We start from the raw sequence: 17,105 nt of genomic DNA on the forward strand, positions 1-17,105 counted from the left end.
CAGGCGGTCAGAAGGTGCAGGGCGCCGCGCCTGCCGCGGCCGCAGCGGCCAGGCCCGGGCGGGTCTCCGGTACCGGGTTCCACTGGCCCTCGGTGTAGGCGTAATTCCAGGCGGGGCCCTGCTCGACCAGGGTCGCGACGGCCTCGATCAGGCGGTCCACGTCCGCGGCGGAGGTGCCCAGGCCGATGCTGGCTCGGAGCGCGCCGTCGACTCCGAGGCGGGCCAGCAGCGGGTGTGCGCAGAAGCGGCCGTCGCGCACACCGATCCCGTGCTCGGCCGACAGATGCGCCGCGACGCGTCCGGGCTCGAATCCGTCGAGGGTGAACGCGACGATGCCGACGCTGTCCTCGCTGTCGGGCCAGATGCGCAGGAAGTTCACTCCCGCAATGGCATTCAGGCCGGCGCGTAGCCGATCGGCCAGCGCGCGCTCGTGTTCGACGGCGGTGCGCTCCTCGATCGCGCCGAGTGCGTCGCAGGCCGCGGCCAGGGCGGCGACTCCCAGCACGTTCGGCGATCCGGCCTCGTGACGCTGCGGCGCGGGCGCCCATTCGGCGCCGGTCGTGGTCACCTCGCGCACCGCTCCGCCCCCGGCCAGATACGGGTCGGCGGCATCGAGCCAGTCGCGCCGGCCCACCAGCACGCCCGCGCCGAACGGCGCGTACAGCTTGTGGCCGGAAAATGCGAGATAGTCGATTCCGGTGGCGCACAGGTCGATTCGGCGATGCGGCGCCAGCTGCGCGGCGTCGACCAGGATCCGTGCGCCGCACTGGTGCGCGATATCGGCCAGCCGACGCAGCGGCAGCACCTCGCCGGTCACGTTCGAGGCGCCGGTAACGGCAAGCAGCGCAGCGGGTTTGGTGCACAGCTCGGCGACGACCCGGCGAATGGTCTCCACGACGGTGTCCGCGGCCGGGACGACGCGGCGGCCGTGCCGGGTCCAGGGCAGGAAGTTGGCGTGATGTTCGATGTCGAGCACCACGGTGTCGCCGGGCACGCAGGAGGCCAGCAGGTTCAGCGAATCGGTGGTGTTGCGGGTGAAGACGACCACCTGGTCGTCGGCGCAGTGCAGAAAGCGGGCCACCGCGGTGCGGGAATTCTCGTAGCAGTCGGTGGAGATGCGCGAGGCGTATCCGGCGCCGCGGTGCACGCTGGCGTAGTACGGCAGCAGCTCGCTCACCCGGTCGGCGACCTGGGCCAGGGCCGGCGCGCTGGCGGCGTAGTCGAAGTTGGCATATTCGCGAGTTCCGCCCTGTACCAAGGGAACTTGCAGATCGCATCCGGAAACGCGGGCGATCGGGGCACAGCTGGACGTGAGTACAGCAGTCATCACACAAATCCCTTCGGGACCAAGGGGACCCCGGGAAAGGTGAACGGAGTCCGCGCTTGCCGTGCCCGGTCGGGCTACGGCCCGGTCGTCACCCGGAGCACCCCGCCGCGGAGGAGGGTTGCCGACCAGCTAGCCGGGGCTTGACGCTGGTACTCATGACCTGTCCCGAGACTGGCAGACGCCGCCCGCCGTTGTCAACTCCCGGCCGCGTCATATTCCCTTGCCATCCGCCATGAACTGCGGTTACGTAGTCCGGTGAGTCCTTCCCTGCTACTCGGCTTCGTCGGCCTGTGCCTGTTGCTGGCCATCACCCCGGGGCCCGATACGTTCCTGGTCCTGCGCTACGCCATGGCCGGACGACGACCGGCGATCGCGGCGTCGCTCGGGTCGGCGCTGGGCGGCATCGCCTGGGCGGTTGTGGTCGCCGCCGGGGTCGCCACGCTGTTGGAGCAGTCCGCGACGGCCTACCGAATTCTCAAGGTGATCGGAGGAATCTACCTGCTGTACTTGGGAATTCGGACATTGCGCGAGCATCGCCGGACGAGGGCAGGGAAAACAGAAGAGCTGCTTACCGATTCGGCGCTTGAGCCGGCCCTCGAGGCGATTTCCGCGCGCGGAACCGCTTCTGCGCGTTCGGCATTCACCGCAGGGCTGGTCTCCTGCCTCTTCAATCCGAAGGTGGGCCTGTTCTATCTCGCCGTGCTCCCGCAGTTCCTGACCCACGTCACCTTCACCGGCACGCTGACCCTCGGTGCGATCGAATCGAGCATCGCCGCAACGGAAATGGTGATCGTGGCCCTGGCCGCCGCCGGCGCGGTGGCCCTGCTGCGGCGCCCACGCGTACGAGATCGGCTGGAGCAGATCAGCGCCGGGATACTGGCGGCACTCGGTATCGGGACCATCGCGTCCGCCGGGTGAATCACTCCAGTCCGCGGGGGCGGTGATAGGACCCGTTGTAGTACAGCAGCGGCGTCGCGATGGGCGCGTCGTCGGTGTTGTCGTGCACGCGGGTGACCAGGCCGATGACCAGGGTGTGATCGCCGATCGGGAGCAGCTGGTGCACCGACGCGCGCACCCAGAGCGGGGTGCTGTGCAGCACCGGCTCGCCGGTCTCCAGCGTCGTCCACAGCGCGGAGTCGCTGAACCGTTCCTCCGCGCTGCGCGAAAACCGTTGTGCCAGATGCAGTTGGTGCTCGCCCAGGAAGTGCACGACCAGCGACCGGGCGGACAGCATGGCCTCGATGCTCGACGAGGTCTCGGCGATATTGAACGAGATCAGCGGGGGCTCGGCCGAGAGTGAGGCGAACGAGGTGGCCGTGAATCCGATGGGCCGGCCGTCCTGCTCGAGCGTGACGATCGTCACCCCGGCGGGGTAGTGCCGCATGGCGGCGCGGAACTCCGCCGCGGTGATACCGCTCAGATCTAGCTCACTCACAGTCCCAACCTACGTCGCGGGCCCGGCGGGTATTCCGGCATATGCCACTCACCGATCAGTCCACGTCGATCGCCAGGCCCGCGGTGATCCGCACGAGCTCGGAAAACGAGGTCCGGAACAAAGTATTGGGATGCCCACCGGCCGCCCACAGCTCGCGGTGGCGCGAGAGCGCGTTGTCCACATACGTCGACAGGTTGGTCGGATGCCCGACGGGCGCGACCCCGCCGATCGGCTGCCCGGTGACCGCGCGCACGACCTCGGCCGGGGCGCGGGTGAGCGTACCCTGCAGCCGCTCGCCGGTGCGCTCCAGGTCGACCTGGTGCTCACCGGACACCAGCAGCAACACCGGATCCTCGTCGAGCAGGAACAGCAGCGACTTGGTGATCGCACCCACCTCGACCCCGAGCGCCTGCGCGGCCTGCGCGGCGGTGTGGGTGGGCTCGTCCTGAGTGACGATCACGCCGTGGTGACCGCGGGCGATGAGAGTATCGGACACCCGAGCCGCGACGGCGGGCAACGACCTAGCCATGGCACCAGGGTAGAACCGATTTCGGCGCACTGCCGGGGGATCAGTATTCCGGATAGCCGAAGGTGGGCCCGAGCATCCGGTCGATGCGCATCCGGGTGATCCGCGCCAGCTCGTCGGCGGTACGTCCGGAAACCGGCTCGCGCACAACCGAATCGAGGGATCGCTGCAGGTCGTGCGGCGATAGCGCGGACAATTCGAGGTCGGCCGCGGCGAGCAGGGCCGTGCGATCGGCGTAGGGCCGTTCGTCCGCGAGCTTGTTCGCCCAGGTGACGCTGGAACAGCATGCGAAGAGGGCGTGGACGGCTCGGGCGCGGGGGAGCGAGTTGAAGCGCTCCAGGCCGATGCCCCTGTACATCAACATGACCTGCCTCCGTTCGGCAACCGGCCGGCTCCGGGCGAGAACCGGGGACTGACGATCTTCATCCTGCGCCGGACGGGCAGGGGTAAGACACTGCGGCACAGCATATTCAGCACACCCTTCACACACTCTCGCGACGCGCTGAGGCGGCCGCGAACAGTGCCGCTACGCTGGGGATATGACAGCATCGCAAGGCGATTCGATGAGGGTCGGCGGTCGGGTGACGGGTGGGCTTGATTGGAAGGCCTTCACCGTCGATCGCAAGGACCAGGTTGCGCGGGTCACGCTGACCGGCCCGGGCAAGGGCAACGCCATGGGCCCGGACTTCTGGCGTGAGCTGCCGCTGATCTTCGCCGAGCTCGATGCCGACCCCGAGGTGCGCGCGGTGGTCCTCACCGGATCGGGCAAGCACTTCTCCTACGGCCTGGACCTGCCCGCGATGGCCCCGACGTTCGGGCCGTTGCTGGGCGAGCGCGCCCTCGCGGCCCCGCGCACCGCCTTCCTCGGCGAGGTCCGCCGCATGCAGGCCGCGGTGACGGCGGTCGCCGACTGCCGCAAGCCGGTCGTGGCCGCGGTCAGCGGCTGGTGCATCGGCGGCGGCCTGGATCTGATCGCCGCCGCGGACATCCGGCTGGCCAGCGCCGAGGCGAAGTTCAGCCTGCGCGAGGCGAAGGTTGCCATTGTCGCGGACATCGGCTCGCTGCACCGGCTGCCCGGCATCATCGGCGAGGGCCACGTGCGCGAGCTCGCCCTGACCGCCAGGGACATCGACGCCGCCCGCGCGGAGAAGATCGGCCTGGTCAACGACGTCTATCCGGATCAGGACGCGGTGCTCGAGGCCGCGCACGCGCTGGCCGCCGAGATCGCGGCGAATCCGCCGCTGGTGGTGCAGGGCATCAAGGACGTGCTGGATCAGCCGCGCGCGGGGCGGGTGGCCGACGGGCTGCGCTACGTCTCGGCGTGGAACGCGGCCTTCCTGCCCTCGGAGGATCTGACCGAGGCGCTGCAGGCCGTCTTCGAGAAGCGTCCCCCGAACTATCAGGGGAAATAGACCCGCTGACGACATCCGGTCCGGGGACCGGATGTCGTCGCGGGCATGCCCGATGGGGGCACTCAGTGCCCGCCCTGCTCCTTCAGGCGGGCGAAGGCCTCCTCGACGAGCGTCTCGGCCTTGGCGCGATCGCCCCAGCCGTCGACCTTGACCCACTTGCCGGGCTCGAGGTCCTTGTAGTGCTCGAAGAAGTGCTCGATGGCCTTGCGGTCGAACTCCGGGATGTCCGAGACGTCCTGGATGTGGTTCCAGCGCTTGTCGCCCGCGGGCACGGCCACGACCTTCTCGTCGCCGCCGGCCTCGTCGCTCATCAGCAGCACGCCGACCGGGCGGGCCTCGACGATGACGCCCGGGAACACCGACTCCGGCAGCAGCACCAGGCAGTCCAGCGGATCGCCGTCGGAGCCGAGGCTGTTCTCCACGAAGCCGTAATCCGCGGGGTAGACCATCGGGGTGTAGAGATAACGATCCAGCCGTACCCGGCCGGTCTCGTGGTCGACCTCGTACTTGTTGCGCTGACCCTTGGGGATCTCGATGGTGACATCGAACTCCACGTCATCTCCTTCGTCTGATGCTCGTATTCAACTGGCGGCTGCCTCCCTCGGCTACCGCAGGCAGGCTTCGACTCGCCAACTCGTTCGGCAGAACGCTGGCGAAGTGAGGATAGTGTGGTCGGTGGGCGCTGGGGTGCGGCAGGGACTCGATTCGCCACGTCTCAGCCGACTACGGCCGCGGCGCGAGCAGCTTAGGGAGATTACGGTCAGGTGGCAGGTCGAAGCAGGAAGAACATCGGTGGTCTCGCGACCCGGCGGCGGCGCAAAGTCTGGATCGGGGTGAGCGCCGGACTGGTCGTGGTGGTGGCCGCGGCCGCGACGGCGCTGGTCATCGTCAAGCCATGGACCGAGGAGTTCCGGCACGGCGGCCTGAAGATCGCGGCCGCACCCGCACCGCAGGCACCCTCGCCGCGGCTGTCCGCCGCGTCGTCGACCGCACCCGCACCGTCCCAGACGGGCCTGGCCTCGGCGCTGGCCCAGGTGGTCGCGAACCCGGACCTGGGCGCGTTCAGCGGCTCGGTGACCGACGCCGCCACCGGCACGGTGCTGTGGAAGAAGGATTCGGACAAGGCGATCATCCCGGCCTCGACCACCAAGGTCCTGACGGGCGCGGCGGCGCTGCTTGTACTGCCCGCCGATCATCGCATCACCACGAAGGTGGTGTCGAGCCCCGACTCGAACGAGCTGGTGCTCGTCGGCGCCGGTGATCCGACCCTGACCGCGCAGGCCAACGGCAAGGGCTACTACCCCGATGGGCCCAAGCTCTCGGACCTGGTGTCCCAGGTCCAGTCCTCCGGTCGCACCTTCGGCAGTGTCGTGGTCGACACCTCCGCCTACGCCGGACCGTCGCAGGCGCCGGGCTGGGACCCGGCCGACATCGCGGGCGGGTCGTGGGCGCCGATCGAACCGGTCATGCTCGAGGGCGGCCGCCTGAACCCGATGGTCGAATACTCCCCGCGCACCCCGACTCCCGCGCTGGACGCCGGGCGGCGGCTGGCCCTCGCACTGGGCATCGATCCGGCGAAGGTGCACGCGGGCAAGGCCCCGGCCGGCGCGACGCCGGTCGCGCAGGTGCAGTCCGCGCCGCTGTGGGAGCGCCTGACCCAGATGATGACCGACTCCGACGACGTCGTCGCCGAGGCGATCGGCCGTGAGATCGCGGCGGCCACCGGCGGCCCGCCGTCCTTCGCGGGCGCCGCGCAGGCCGTGCTGACCGCCCTGAACGCCGCCGGATTCGACACCGCCGGGACGGTCCTGCGTGACACCAGCGGGCTGTCCACCGACGACCGCATTCCGTCCCGCCTGCTGGACAAGATCGTCGCCCAGGCCGCCGCCGGGCCGCAGGGCGTCGCCCCGGCCAACGGCACCCCGAGCGCCACCGTCGTCAGCACCGGCGGTTCCCCGAGTTCGGGCAATCCGCTCGGTCCGCTGCTGGACTACCTGCCGGTCGCGGGGGGCACGGGCTCGCTGGCCTACCGGTACACCACGCCCCCGAGCAATGTCGCGGCCGGATGGGCGCGGGCCAAGACCGGAACTCTGTCGGTCTCGAACGCGTTGGCAGGGTATGTCCTGGACAAGGACGGCAGGGTGCTGACCTTCGCGCTGATGTCGAATGACAAGCCGCAGGATGCGAGCCGGGCGGCACTGGACGCCGTCACTGCCACGCTGCGCAACTGTGGATGCTCCTGACGGGTGGATGACCTATGACCGGACCCGAAGACACCGCCGACCGGCACGAACAGGTGCTGGTCGAGGCCGCGACCGGCGGGCTGACCGATAGGCCCAGGCGCTCGGCGCTGGCAGGAGCGGTCGACTGGCAGCTCGCCGCCCGCGCCGGCGCGGCCTTGGTGCCCGCGGGTCCCCGGACCTCGCGCTATTCGGCCGAACAGGTTGTCGCGGAACTCGTTTCGGCCTCCGCGCGAGCCGAGGGGCCGGTGCGGGAGGTCAGTCTGCTCACCGACGACCGGCCGGTGCCCGCCGCGCGCATCGTGGACCGGCCCGGCTGGATCCACGCGGCCGCCGATTCGATGTCCCAGCTCACCGGCCTCGGCGAGGGCGGGCGGCTGCGCGGCAAACCCGCAGGGGTGCAGGCGGGCGCGATGCTGGCCTTCCTGTCCACGGCCATCCTGGGCCAGTACGACCCGTTCAGCGGGCCTGACGGCACGCTGCTGCTGGTGGCCCCGAACATCGTGATGGTGGAGCGCGCCCTGGGCGTCTCGCCCGCCGACTTCCGGTTGTGGGTGTGCCTGCACGAGGTGACCCACCGGGTGCAGTTCTCCTCGGCGCCGTGGCTGGCCGGGTACATGAAGCAGAACGTCGAGGTGCTCGGCGATGTGGGTGACGAGCCGCTCAACGAGATGCTGACCCGCCTGCTGGACGAGGTGCGCGAGCGCCGTCGCACGGGCGCCGACGACTCCGATCCCGCCAATCGCGGGGTGCTGGGCCTGCTGCGCGCCACCCAGGCCCCGCCGCAGCGCGCGGCGCTGGACCGGCTGCTGATGCTCGGCACCCTGCTCGAGGGCCACGCTGACCACGTCATGGATGCGGTGGGCCCGGCGGTCGTCCCGACCGTGGAGCAGATCCGGCGCGCATTCGATCAGCGGCGGCGTCGTCCGGCGAATCCGATTCAGCGGTTGCTGCGCGCGCTGCTCGGCGTGGATGCCAAGGTGGCCCAGTACGTCCGGGGCAAGGCGTTCGTGGACGGAGTGGTCGAGCGGGTCGGCATGGAGCGGTTCAACACCGTGTGGACCGATGCGGAGACGCTGCCGCGGACGGATGAGATCGCCGACCCGCAGCGGTGGGTCGACCGGGTGCTGGGCTGAGGATGGGACGGCCGCCGGGCGGGGCGCGGGTGGATCGTCCGGGGAGTGGTCGCGACGCGACGTCCGGGGAACCGTCCGTGATGTCGAGCGGACGCGACGTGGTTTCCGACTCGCCGAGCGCGGCTGAGGTTCACGAAATGTTCGCCACACGGTTGCCTGAAACGCCAGCGGCACTGGAGGTTCGGCATGCGGTGCGGGATTGGCTGGCACGGTATGCGCCGACGGGTGTGGTTGCGGTCGGGTTGTCCGGGGGTGCGGATTCGCTGGCGCTGACCGCGGCGGCCGTTGCGGAGGCCGAGGTCGTCGATGCGCTGATCGTGGATCACGGGTTGCAGGCGGGGTCGGATGCGGTGGCCGTCGCGGCCGCCGTGGCGGCGCGGTCGTTGGGATGCCGCTCGGCGCGGGTGCTGACCGTCGAGGTCGGTGGTGCGGGCGGGCTCGAGGCTGCGGCCCGCGAGGCTCGGTATGCGGCCCTGGCGGCCGCGCGCGGGGGGCTACCGGTGCTGCTCGGGCACACCCTCGACGACCAGGCCGAGACGGTGCTGCTCGGCCTGGCCCGGGGGTCCGGCGGCCGGTCCATTCGTGGGATGGCCGAATTCGCCGATCCCTGGGGGCGGCCGCTGCTGAGGGTGCGGCGTACGGCTACCCGGGAGCTGTGTGCGGATCTGGGATTGCGGCCGCACGAGGATCCGCACAACGTCTCGCCGGAATTCGCCCGGGTGCGGCTGCGTACCGAGGTGCTGCCGCTGCTCGAGGAGGTGCTGGGGGGTGCGGTCGCCCCGGCGCTGGCCCGCACCGCGGAGCAGCTGCGCGAGGACGGCGCGGTCCTCGACAAGCTTGCCGAGAAGTTGCTGATCTCCGCGACTGATGGCAGTGCGCTGTCTGTCGAGACGCTCGCCACTGCCGTGCCCGCCCTGCGCCGCCGGGCCATCCGGGCCTGGTTGCTGGCCGGTGGTGCAAAAGCGCTGACAGACAAGCATTTACGAGCGATCGATGCGCTCGTCACCGACTGGCGCGGCCAGGGCGGGGTCGCCGTCGGCGGCGCGAAACCGGGGACGAGGTTGGTTGCCCGGCGTGAACATGGGAAGCTGACAATGGCGTTTACACCACAGTGATCCGGTGGTCGGGATCATCGCCGGATCGTCACCGAAGGGAACCGCGCACGTGTATGGGGACGACATCGCGTCGGTATTGATCACCGAGGAGCAGATCCAGGCGAAGGTCGGCGAGCTCGCCGAACTGATAGCCAAGAGATACCCCGCGGACGCACCGGAGGGTGACCTGCTGCTGGTGGGGGTGCTCAAGGGCGCGATCTTCTTCATGACGGACCTGGCGCAGGCCCTGCCGATACCCACCCAGATGGAATTCATGGCCGTCTCCTCCTACGGCTCGTCCACCTCGTCCTCGGGCGTGGTCCGCATCCTCAAGGACCTCGACAAGGACATCGCCGGCCGCAACGTCCTGATCGTCGAGGACATCATCGACTCGGGCCTGACCCTGTCCTGGCTCAAGCGCAACCTTTCCAGCCGCAACCCGGCCTCCCTCGAGGTGGTCACCCTCCTACGCAAACCCGACGCCCTGCGCACCCACGTCGACGTGGCGCACGTCGGCTTCGACATTCCCGACGAATTCGTCGTCGGGTACGGGCTGGACTACGCCGAGCGGTACCGGGACCTGCCGTACATCGGGACGCTGGACCCGAAGGTGTACAGCAGCTGATCCTGACGCCATGAGGCAAAAGCATGACCACGAGTCGGCCCGCTGCGAGTAAGCACCGGGGACAAGATTCGTATCCCTTCCACCGCAAGGGCATTCGATCGGTTGCTGGCCGCGCTGGTCGCTACCTGGGCGGGAGATGAATAGGCCGCCGACGGTGGAGCTCATAGCCAATAGGTGATGCGGATGGCGGCACCGTCCAATGTTGGGCGCAACTCGCGGACGCCATCACCGAGATAACGAGCGCGGCCCACGATGTCTACTTGCGGCTGATGCCGATGGTCGAACCGGCTTTGGCTGAAAATGTGACAAAATTCACAGTTTGATCAGATGTGCTGCATGTCCTGTTGGGGTCGTTGTTGCTGGGAGTGGCGATCGGCTGGTTGGTGGAGGGGGAGTCGGTGATGCCGAGGGGGTGTGGTGGCGGTTGTCGCTGGTTGCTCGGTCGTCTTGGCGGTCGAATTGACAAGCGGAGGGGGTGGCTGGCAGTTCGCGGAGGTGGGTGCGCGTCCGATTTGCGAAGGCAATATGCTGTCGTTAACAAACTTCATGGCTGTTTCGAACCTAGATTCAAGACCTGAGGGCTTGATACGGCTGGATTTCCAACACCGATTCTGATAGCAAGGGGCTATGGACCCGCATTTGCGCGACCTGCGGTATTTCGTCGCCGTCGCTGAGGAACTGCACTTCACCAACGCCGCTCAGCGGCTGCATATCGCGCAGCCGACGCTGTCCCGGCAGATTCGCCAGCTCGAGCGCCAGCTCGACGTGGTGCTGTTCGATCGCAATCAGCGCAGTGTGGCGCTCACCGTCGCCGGTAAGGAGCTGCTCGAGGGGGCCCGCAAGATCCTCGAGCTCTGGGAGGTCACCAACGTCGCCCTCCAGGAGGCGGGCGAGGTGTTGCGCATCGGTATTCAGAGCTCGATCGGCCGTGGCCTGATCGCCGACCTCGAGAGCGCGAGCGGGCATCGGCTCGCGATGCATTCGGCGTCCTGGACCGATCCCTCCAGCGGTCTGGCCAGCCGCCAGGCCGATCTGGCGCTGATGTGGCTGCCGGTCCCGGATTCGGGCCGCTACCGCTGGCAGGTGCTGCGCGCCGAGGCGCGGTGGGTGCTGTTGCCGGAGAGCCATCCGCTGGCCGATCGCGAGACCATCGACTTCGCCGACCTGGCCGACGAAGCGTTCATCGCGATGCCCGCCGAAGCCGGTGCGGCGCGCGAGTTCTGGCTCGGCGGCGATGCCCGCGGCGGGCGTCAGCCCCGGATCGGTGGCGAGGCCGCGACCGCGGAAGAGCGCCTCGAGGCGGTGAGCCTCGGCCTGGGTGTGTGCCTGCTGGCCGAGAGCAACGTGCCCATGTATCGCTGGCCCGGCCTGTCCGCGCGCGCGGTCTCCGGCCTGCCGCCGTGCGAGCTGGCCGTGGCGTGGCGTGCCGACGACGATCGCGCCACCATCCTCGACTTCGCGAACCGCGTCATCACCGGCGGCTTCAACGAGCTGGCCGCCTGATACCGCTGCGGGAGTCCCCTGATGGGCGCAGTCGGCGAAGCCGTCCGAAACCGCGCATGGCCGGAGCGAATGCGGAGGTACGCCTAGGGCGCGGTGCGTCTCCACGGCCGCGCCGACTCGAGCTGCGCGGCCAGGCGCAACAGCGTGGACTCGCTCCGCGGCGGACCGGCCAGCTGCGCGGCCAACGGCGTGCCGGTGCGCGGATGAATCCCCATCGGCACGCTGATCGCGGGCCAGCCGACCAGATTCCACAACGGCGTGAACGGCGAATATCGCGCGCTCACAAGGGCATTCGGTAGCCAGCCGGTGCGGTGCCAGGCCACCGCGCGCGGCGGCGGGCCGGCCAGGGTGGGTGTGATTACCACATCGTGCTGATCGAAGTAGTCCAATAGTCGGGCCTCGATGCGGTCGACCTGCCCCGGACGTATCAATCCCGCGCGCAGTACCGCACGGCCGATGGCCACATGGGTGCGGGTGCGGCGCTGGAGTAGTTCCGGATGCGCGGTCGCGTCCGCCTCGCGCGCGGCATTCGCGACCCAGCGCAGCGCCAGCGCCATGGTGGCGCCCGCATAGGGTAGCGGCGCCTGGCGCACGGTATGTCCGGCCGCCGCGGCGCTCGCGGCCGCCAGCGCTGCCGCACCGGCCCACTGCCCATCGACCCGGATCAGCGGCGACGGCGATCCGGCGGCCAGGGCGATCCGCAATCCGCTGGCCGGTTCCAGGTCGGCGAGCGCGGGCTGATCGGCCAGCACCGAGAGCACCAGTGCGGCATCGGCGACGGTCGTGGCCAGCACGCCGTTCTCGATCATGCCGCCCCACGAGTCGAGGCCGACCTCCGAGGGCACCACGCTCCGTCCCGGTTTGATGCCGACGACCCCGCAGGCCGCGGCGGGAATACGGATCGAACCGAGGCCGTCGTTGCCGTGCGCCACCGGCACCAGTCCGGCCCCGACCGCCGCCCCGGACCCGCCCGAGGAGCCACCGGCGCTGTAGCGAATGTTCCAGGGGGACCGGGTGATCCGCTCCGGGGTGTCGGTCGTGCCGAACAGGCCGAGTTCGGTCAGTTCGGTGAGCCCGACGACCACCGCCCCGGCCTGCCGCAGCCGGCGCACCACCGGATGATCCGCGGCGGCGGGACGGTCGGGGCCCGCCAGCGAGCCGCCGCGGGTCACCTCGCCCGCGACATCGATGTTGTTCTTCACCGCGATCGGCACGCCCGCGAGCGGCAGCGCGTCGAGGTCGGGACGGTTGGCCAGCGCGTGCGCCTCCGCCAGGGCGCGCTCGGTGCGAACGAGACTGAAAGCATTGATCTTCGGATCCCCGAGCCCGATCCGTTCGAGGGCGGCCTCGACGATCCCTTCGGGCCGGGCGGCGCCGTCGCGGACCGCGGCCGCGATGGCCACGGCCGTGAGCGGGCCCGGCGAGTCCGCGGCCGGGGTGTCGTTCGCGCTCACCGGAACCTCCTGAGCGGCGGGAGACACTGATGTGGTCGAAAATGCGCCACTGATTGCGGCGCCCTCGTTCTGCATACTGTCAAGCCCCCGTCGCGTCGTGGTCGAAATGGGCCGAATAGGTGCTGGTGCGCAAATTATCATTCCGGCAACGGCTAGGGGATGATGGTGGGAGGCGTGGCGGAATCGCACTGCTCGCCCACGTGTTAGGTGCACAGATGAGCAAGAGTCTCGACCCGGGCGACAGGTTCGGGCAATCAGCGGACGGAACGGAATTCGGCGCCGCTGCCGAATTTGCCGCCGCCTGGGAGATGGCCGCTCATCCTCCGGAAATCGCCGACTATCTACCCGACGCGCAGACCCTTCGGCTGGGCGCCCTCATCGATCTGATCCGGGTGGATCTGCGTCATCGCTGGCTGCGCCACCCCGCAGGTAGAAGAGCGACCGACCAGAACGTTTCTTCGACCTCGCCCAAGCGGCTGTACGACTACTGTTCCGAATTCCCGGAGCTGACGCCGGAATCGCTGCCCGCGGACCTCGTGTACGAGGAATTCGTCATCCGGCGGCACAGCGGCGAGCGGGTGGACCCCCGGGACTGCCTGCGCGAGTATCCCGGACACGCCACCGAGCTGCGCGGGCTGCTCAATGCCGACCACGAGGACCAGAGCACCCGCAGGCCCGGCCTGGCCGCCGTCGAATCGTCGGGAACCCTGAGCGAGGCGACCCGGACCACCGCCGACCTCACCGCGCCGTACACCCCGGACGGCCTGGAGCGGATCGAAATCGGCCAGCACATAGACGATTTCGATCTGCTGACCGAGCTGGGCAGCGGCGCCTTCGCGCGGGTGTTCCTGGCCCGGCAGCGCTCGATGCGGCGGCTGGTGGCGGTGAAGATCTCCGCGGACCGCGGCAGCGAGCCGCAGACGCTGGCCCAGCTCGACCATGACTACATCGTGCGCGTCTACGACCAGCGGCTGCTGCACGACGCCTCGGCCGAACGCGGCTCCCGCGCCCTGCGCCTGCTGTACATGCAGTTTCTGCCGGGCGGCACCCTGCTGAATGTGCTGCGCTGGGTGCGGGTGACGCCGCCCGCCGAGCGTTCCGGGCAGCTGCTGCTGGACGCGGTCGACGCGGCGATGGAGGAGAAGGGCGAGATCCGGCTGACCGATTCCAGTGTGCGTGACGAGATTTCGGCGCTGAGCTGGCCGGAGACCGTGGCCTGGCTGGGTCGCCGGCTCGCCGAGGCGCTGGGATACGCCAACGCCAACGGTGTGCTGCATCGCGATGTCAAACCCGCCAATATTCTCCTGACCGCCGAGGCGGTGCCCAAGTTCGCCGACTTCAATATCAGCTACAACCGCGATCAGGACGACTCCAGCCCCACCAGCTACTTCGGCGGATCGCTGTCGTACATGTCGCCCGAACAGCTCGCGGCCTGTCATCCCGAATATGACCGCAGCGCGGCCGATCTGGATACCCGCTCCGACATCTATTCGCTCGCGGTGGTGCTGTGGGAGTTGCTCACCGGCGAGAAGCCGTTCGACGATCCCCCGGCCGCCGAAACGGGCCGGAGCGAGGGACAGATGCTGCAGGCGATGCTGGACGCCCGCGAGCGGGGCGTGGGCGCTGATGCGCTGCGGCGGCTGCCGCCGGACTGCCCCGCCGCCCTGCGCCGGGTCCTGCTGATGTGCCTGGAATCGGAGCCCGAGCGCCGGTGGAGCGACGGGGCCGTGCTGGCCAAGCAATTCGAGCTGTGCCTGGATCCGATCGCCCGCGATCTGGTGGATCCTCCCGAGCACAGCTGGCGGCGCCGGCTCCGGCCGTGGCGGATCGTCATCGTCGCGCTCGCGATCATCATTCCCAATGCGTCGGCCTCGCTCTACAACATCTATTACAACGAGATGCAGGTGATCAACCTGCTGCCGGACCGTCCGCGTCATCAGTTCGCGGTGATCACCACTCTGGTCAACGCCACCCTGTTTCCGCTGGGCACGGTGATACTCGTGTATCTGTGCCGGCGCGTGATCACGGTCCTGCGCGGATTGGAGACCGGGCGCGCATATGACGCCGATACTCTCCGGCGCGCACGCAGGGACCTGCTGCGGGTCGGTGAGTGGGCGGTGATCATGGCCTTTTCGCTCTGGATCCTCTCGGGGACCGCATTCGTCGTGGGGCTGTGGCTCACCGCCGGCGGCATTCCGGCCTGGTCCGCGACGCATCTGATCGCCTCCCACGTGCTGTGCGGGGCGATCGCGACGGCGTACCCGTTCTTCCTCATCACCTTCTACGGGGTGCGATGCATCTACCCGATGTTCCTGCACCGCGGGCATGTGAGCGAGGAGGACGTGGTCTGGCTGCGCCGGTTGAATCGGCACGCCAGCCTGTCCGTGGCCATCGCGGCGGCGGTGCCCCTGCTGACCATCGCGACGGTCACCTTCATTCCGATCTCGGAGATATCCAGCGTCATCGTCCCGGTGCGGTTCCTGAGCCTGGGCTGCATCATCGGGTTCGTCGGGGTGTACGCGATGTTCAGATCGCTCGAGGACGACCTGAAGGCGCTGGTGCGAGTGACCGATCCGCGTCTGCGGTAATTGCGGGCGGACGCGACGGGGCGATGAATCCGATCCTGCCGATCGGCGGCGCCGTCGCCGGTAAGGTCGGCGGGATGATCCGCAATGATGCTGGGATGTCGCTGGATATGCTTGCCGAGCGGGTACGGGAGCGTGCGAGCGGCCACGGCGGACGGTTCGTGCTGGGGATCGCCGGGCCGCCCGGCGCCGGGAAATCCACTCTCGCAGCGGCTTTGCGGGACACCCTCGAGGCGGGCGTGGCGGAGGTGGCGCCGATGGACGGGTTCCACCTGAGCAACGCCGAACTGCGGGCCGCGGGTGCGCTGGCGCGCAAGGGGGAACCGGATACCTTCGATGTTCGGGGATACCTCGCCGCGCTCCGCAGGCTGCGGGAAACCCCGCTCGGACAGCCGGTTTTGTGGCCGGTGTACGACCGCGTACGGCACGAGCCCGTGCCGGGGGGCGTGGTGTTCGACGGGCAGCGGATCGTCATCACCGAGGGGAACTATCTACTGCTCGACGTCGGGGCCGGTGGCTGGTCGCAGGTGCGTCAGTATCTGGATGAGGCCTGGTACCTGGATGTTCCGGTGACCGTGCTGCATAAACGGCTGCTGCGCAGGCACATCCGCGGCGGTAAGAGCGTCGCGACGGCCGAAACCAAGGTGGCGCAGAGCGATCTGCGCAATGCCGAACTGGTCGCTGGGACCCGTGACAGCGCGGACCTCGTGCTGCGCGCCGAGGGCCGGAAGTTCGCCGTGATCTGATCGGTCCGGATGAGCCGATTCGCCAGGTCGGCCGGTCCGGTCTGGCGCGGGTGATTCCTTTCGGAGCCGGTCGATTCAGGCCGATGTCGGATGATCGGTATCCGGCAGCTGCGAGATCCAGGTGCGGGTGCCCAGGGAGCCACAGGCCAGCGAGGCGATCCCGGCCGCGCTGCGCAGTGCTTCCGGAAAAGTTTGTCCTGCAACGTGATAGTGGCAGAATGCGCCGTGCATGATGTCCCCGGCGCCGAGCGTGTCGACCACGGGGCACGCGATGACCTCGACCGTGCCGCGCTCGCCCGTCGTCGAATACGGAATCGGTCCGGCGCCGTGGGTGATCGCGGCCGACGTCACGCCCCGCTCGTGCAGATAGTCGAACAGCCCCTCGGTCCCCGGCTCGGCATGCGGCGGCGCGAAGGCCGCGGAGCAGATGGCGATGTCGACCAGGCGCAGCAGTGCCGCGTGCGAATCGCGCCAGCGCCCCGCGTCCAGGACCACGGGTACGCCGCGCGCGCGGGCGGCCGACGCGAAGCCGAAGGCCAGCTCCGGATAGTGCCCGTCCACCAGGACCACCTCGGCGTCGTTGAGCGGTCCCAGATGCGTTGAGTCGAAGGGTGCGGCGATGGTGGACCCGTCGAGCGAGACGATCGTGCGCGTGCCCGCCGCGGTCGCCACGACGATCGAGGATATCGGCGGGCGATGCCGGGCGCCGGGCGTCGCGTCCAGCGGCGCGACGCCGTACTCGTCCAGGTCGTGCCGGATGACGTGCGCCAGTTGATGTTCCCCGAGCGCGGTGATCAGGGTCGGCGTGCGCCCCGACAGGGCCGCGTAGGCGACCGCCGCGTTGGCCGCGGGGCCGCCCGCGCCGAGGAACTGGTCTTGCGCCTGAGTTTTCGTGTCCTCCTGTGGATAGCTCTCCACCGTGTAGGCGATATCGAGTGTGGACAGCCCGACGAAGACCGCTGTTGCCATGCGCTCGACCTTAGCCGGGCCCGGGCCGGCCGCGCCCGGGACGACGCCGCGCG

16 protein-coding genes and 1 riboswitch are annotated in these 17,105 nt (G+C 69.4%); of the genes, 9 read left to right on the forward strand and 7 right to left on the reverse strand.

The features are described from left to right. Positions 1–7: 7 nt before the first annotated feature. Positions 8–1,327, reverse strand: a complete 1,320-nt coding sequence (locus ABH933_RS36295) for an aminotransferase class V-fold PLP-dependent enzyme (RefSeq protein ID WP_429424456.1) — start codon at positions 1,325–1,327, stop codon at positions 8–10. 47 nt (positions 1,328–1,374) lie between these two features. Next, a riboswitch (SAM riboswitch) is annotated at positions 1,375–1,488 on the reverse strand. Positions 1,489–1,582: 94 nt separating this feature from the next. Between ABH933_RS36295 and ABH933_RS36300 the strand changes: the two genes are divergently transcribed. After that, positions 1,583–2,245, forward strand: coding sequence for a LysE family translocator (locus ABH933_RS36300; RefSeq protein WP_429424458.1), 663 nt, complete (start codon positions 1,583–1,585; stop codon positions 2,243–2,245). A gap of 1 nt (position 2,246) precedes the next feature. Here ABH933_RS36300 and ABH933_RS36305 read toward each other — a convergent pair whose 3' ends face one another. The 3 genes from ABH933_RS36305 to ABH933_RS36315 all read right to left on the reverse strand — a co-directional run bounded on the left by ABH933_RS36305 (position 2,247) and on the right by ABH933_RS36315 (position 3,652). Continuing rightward, positions 2,247–2,711, reverse strand: coding sequence for a flavin reductase family protein (locus ABH933_RS36305; protein ID WP_429424785.1), 465 nt, complete (start codon positions 2,709–2,711; stop codon positions 2,247–2,249). A 106-nt stretch (positions 2,712–2,817) separates the two neighbouring features. Then, a complete protein-coding gene (locus ABH933_RS36310) occupies positions 2,818–3,291 on the reverse strand; it encodes a YbaK/EbsC family protein (RefSeq protein WP_215915437.1) in 474 nt (157 codons plus the stop codon). A 40-nt stretch (positions 3,292–3,331) separates the two neighbouring features. Next, positions 3,332–3,652 (reverse strand): 2-oxo-4-hydroxy-4-carboxy-5-ureidoimidazoline decarboxylase, encoded by a 321-nt coding sequence (locus tag ABH933_RS36315; RefSeq protein WP_215915438.1) that lies wholly within the window; start codon positions 3,650–3,652, stop codon positions 3,332–3,334. A 175-nt stretch (positions 3,653–3,827) separates the two neighbouring features. On the opposite strand from ABH933_RS36315, the gene ABH933_RS36320 reads away from it, so the two are divergent. Further along, positions 3,828–4,700 carry a crotonase/enoyl-CoA hydratase family protein gene (locus ABH933_RS36320; RefSeq protein ID WP_429424460.1) on the forward strand — a complete coding sequence of 291 codons (873 nt, stop codon included), beginning with the start codon at positions 3,828–3,830 and terminating at the stop codon, positions 4,698–4,700. A gap of 62 nt (positions 4,701–4,762) precedes the next feature. Here ABH933_RS36320 and ppa read toward each other — a convergent pair whose 3' ends face one another. Then, positions 4,763–5,254, reverse strand: a complete 492-nt coding sequence (ppa, locus tag ABH933_RS36325) for an inorganic diphosphatase (RefSeq protein WP_215915440.1) — start codon at positions 5,252–5,254, stop codon at positions 4,763–4,765. Positions 5,255–5,464: 210 nt separating this feature from the next. Between ppa and dacB the strand changes: the two genes are divergently transcribed. The 5 genes from dacB (at position 5,465) to ABH933_RS36350 (ending at position 11,298) form a co-directional block, all read left to right on the forward strand. After that, complete coding sequence (gene dacB, locus ABH933_RS36330) at positions 5,465–6,943, forward strand: D-alanyl-D-alanine carboxypeptidase/D-alanyl-D-alanine endopeptidase (RefSeq protein ID WP_429424462.1); 1,479 nt, start codon at positions 5,465–5,467, stop codon at positions 6,941–6,943. A 14-nt stretch (positions 6,944–6,957) separates the two neighbouring features. Beyond that, positions 6,958–8,076 carry a zinc-dependent metalloprotease gene (locus ABH933_RS36335; RefSeq protein ID WP_429424464.1) on the forward strand — a complete coding sequence of 373 codons (1,119 nt, stop codon included), beginning with the start codon at positions 6,958–6,960 and terminating at the stop codon, positions 8,074–8,076. A gap of 137 nt (positions 8,077–8,213) precedes the next feature. After that, positions 8,214–9,191 carry a tRNA lysidine(34) synthetase TilS gene (gene tilS / locus ABH933_RS36340; RefSeq protein WP_429424466.1) on the forward strand — a complete coding sequence of 326 codons (978 nt, stop codon included), beginning with the start codon at positions 8,214–8,216 and terminating at the stop codon, positions 9,189–9,191. Between the two features lie 49 nt (positions 9,192–9,240). Next, complete coding sequence (hpt, locus tag ABH933_RS36345) at positions 9,241–9,795, forward strand: hypoxanthine phosphoribosyltransferase (protein WP_429424787.1); 555 nt, start codon at positions 9,241–9,243, stop codon at positions 9,793–9,795. A gap of 627 nt (positions 9,796–10,422) precedes the next feature. Further along, positions 10,423–11,298 (forward strand): LysR family transcriptional regulator, encoded by an 876-nt coding sequence (locus tag ABH933_RS36350; protein WP_215915444.1) that lies wholly within the window; start codon positions 10,423–10,425, stop codon positions 11,296–11,298. An 83-nt stretch (positions 11,299–11,381) separates the two neighbouring features. On the opposite strand, the gene ABH933_RS36355 is transcribed toward ABH933_RS36350, so the two are convergent. Continuing rightward, on the reverse strand, positions 11,382–12,752 hold the full coding sequence (locus ABH933_RS36355) for an amidase (RefSeq protein WP_429424469.1): 1,371 nt from the start codon (positions 12,750–12,752) through the stop codon (positions 11,382–11,384). Positions 12,753–12,967: 215 nt separating this feature from the next. On the opposite strand from ABH933_RS36355, the gene ABH933_RS36360 reads away from it, so the two are divergent. Further along, entirely contained in the window at positions 12,968–15,340 is a 2,373-nt protein-coding gene (locus ABH933_RS36360; protein WP_429424471.1) for a serine/threonine-protein kinase, read from the forward strand. 23 nt (positions 15,341–15,363) lie between these two features. Further along, positions 15,364–16,083 (forward strand): nucleoside/nucleotide kinase family protein, encoded by a 720-nt coding sequence (locus tag ABH933_RS36365; protein ID WP_429424473.1) that lies wholly within the window; start codon positions 15,364–15,366, stop codon positions 16,081–16,083. A gap of 75 nt (positions 16,084–16,158) precedes the next feature. Here ABH933_RS36365 and ABH933_RS36370 read toward each other — a convergent pair whose 3' ends face one another. Next, a complete protein-coding gene (locus ABH933_RS36370; protein ID WP_429424475.1) occupies positions 16,159–17,052 on the reverse strand; it encodes a PfkB family carbohydrate kinase in 894 nt (297 codons plus the stop codon). Positions 17,053–17,105: the final 53 nt, after the last annotated feature.

It is taken from the genome of Nocardia sp. GP40 (assembly GCF_050434125.1).
Lineage (GTDB): Bacteria > Actinomycetota > Actinomycetes > Mycobacteriales > Mycobacteriaceae > Nocardia > Nocardia albiluteola.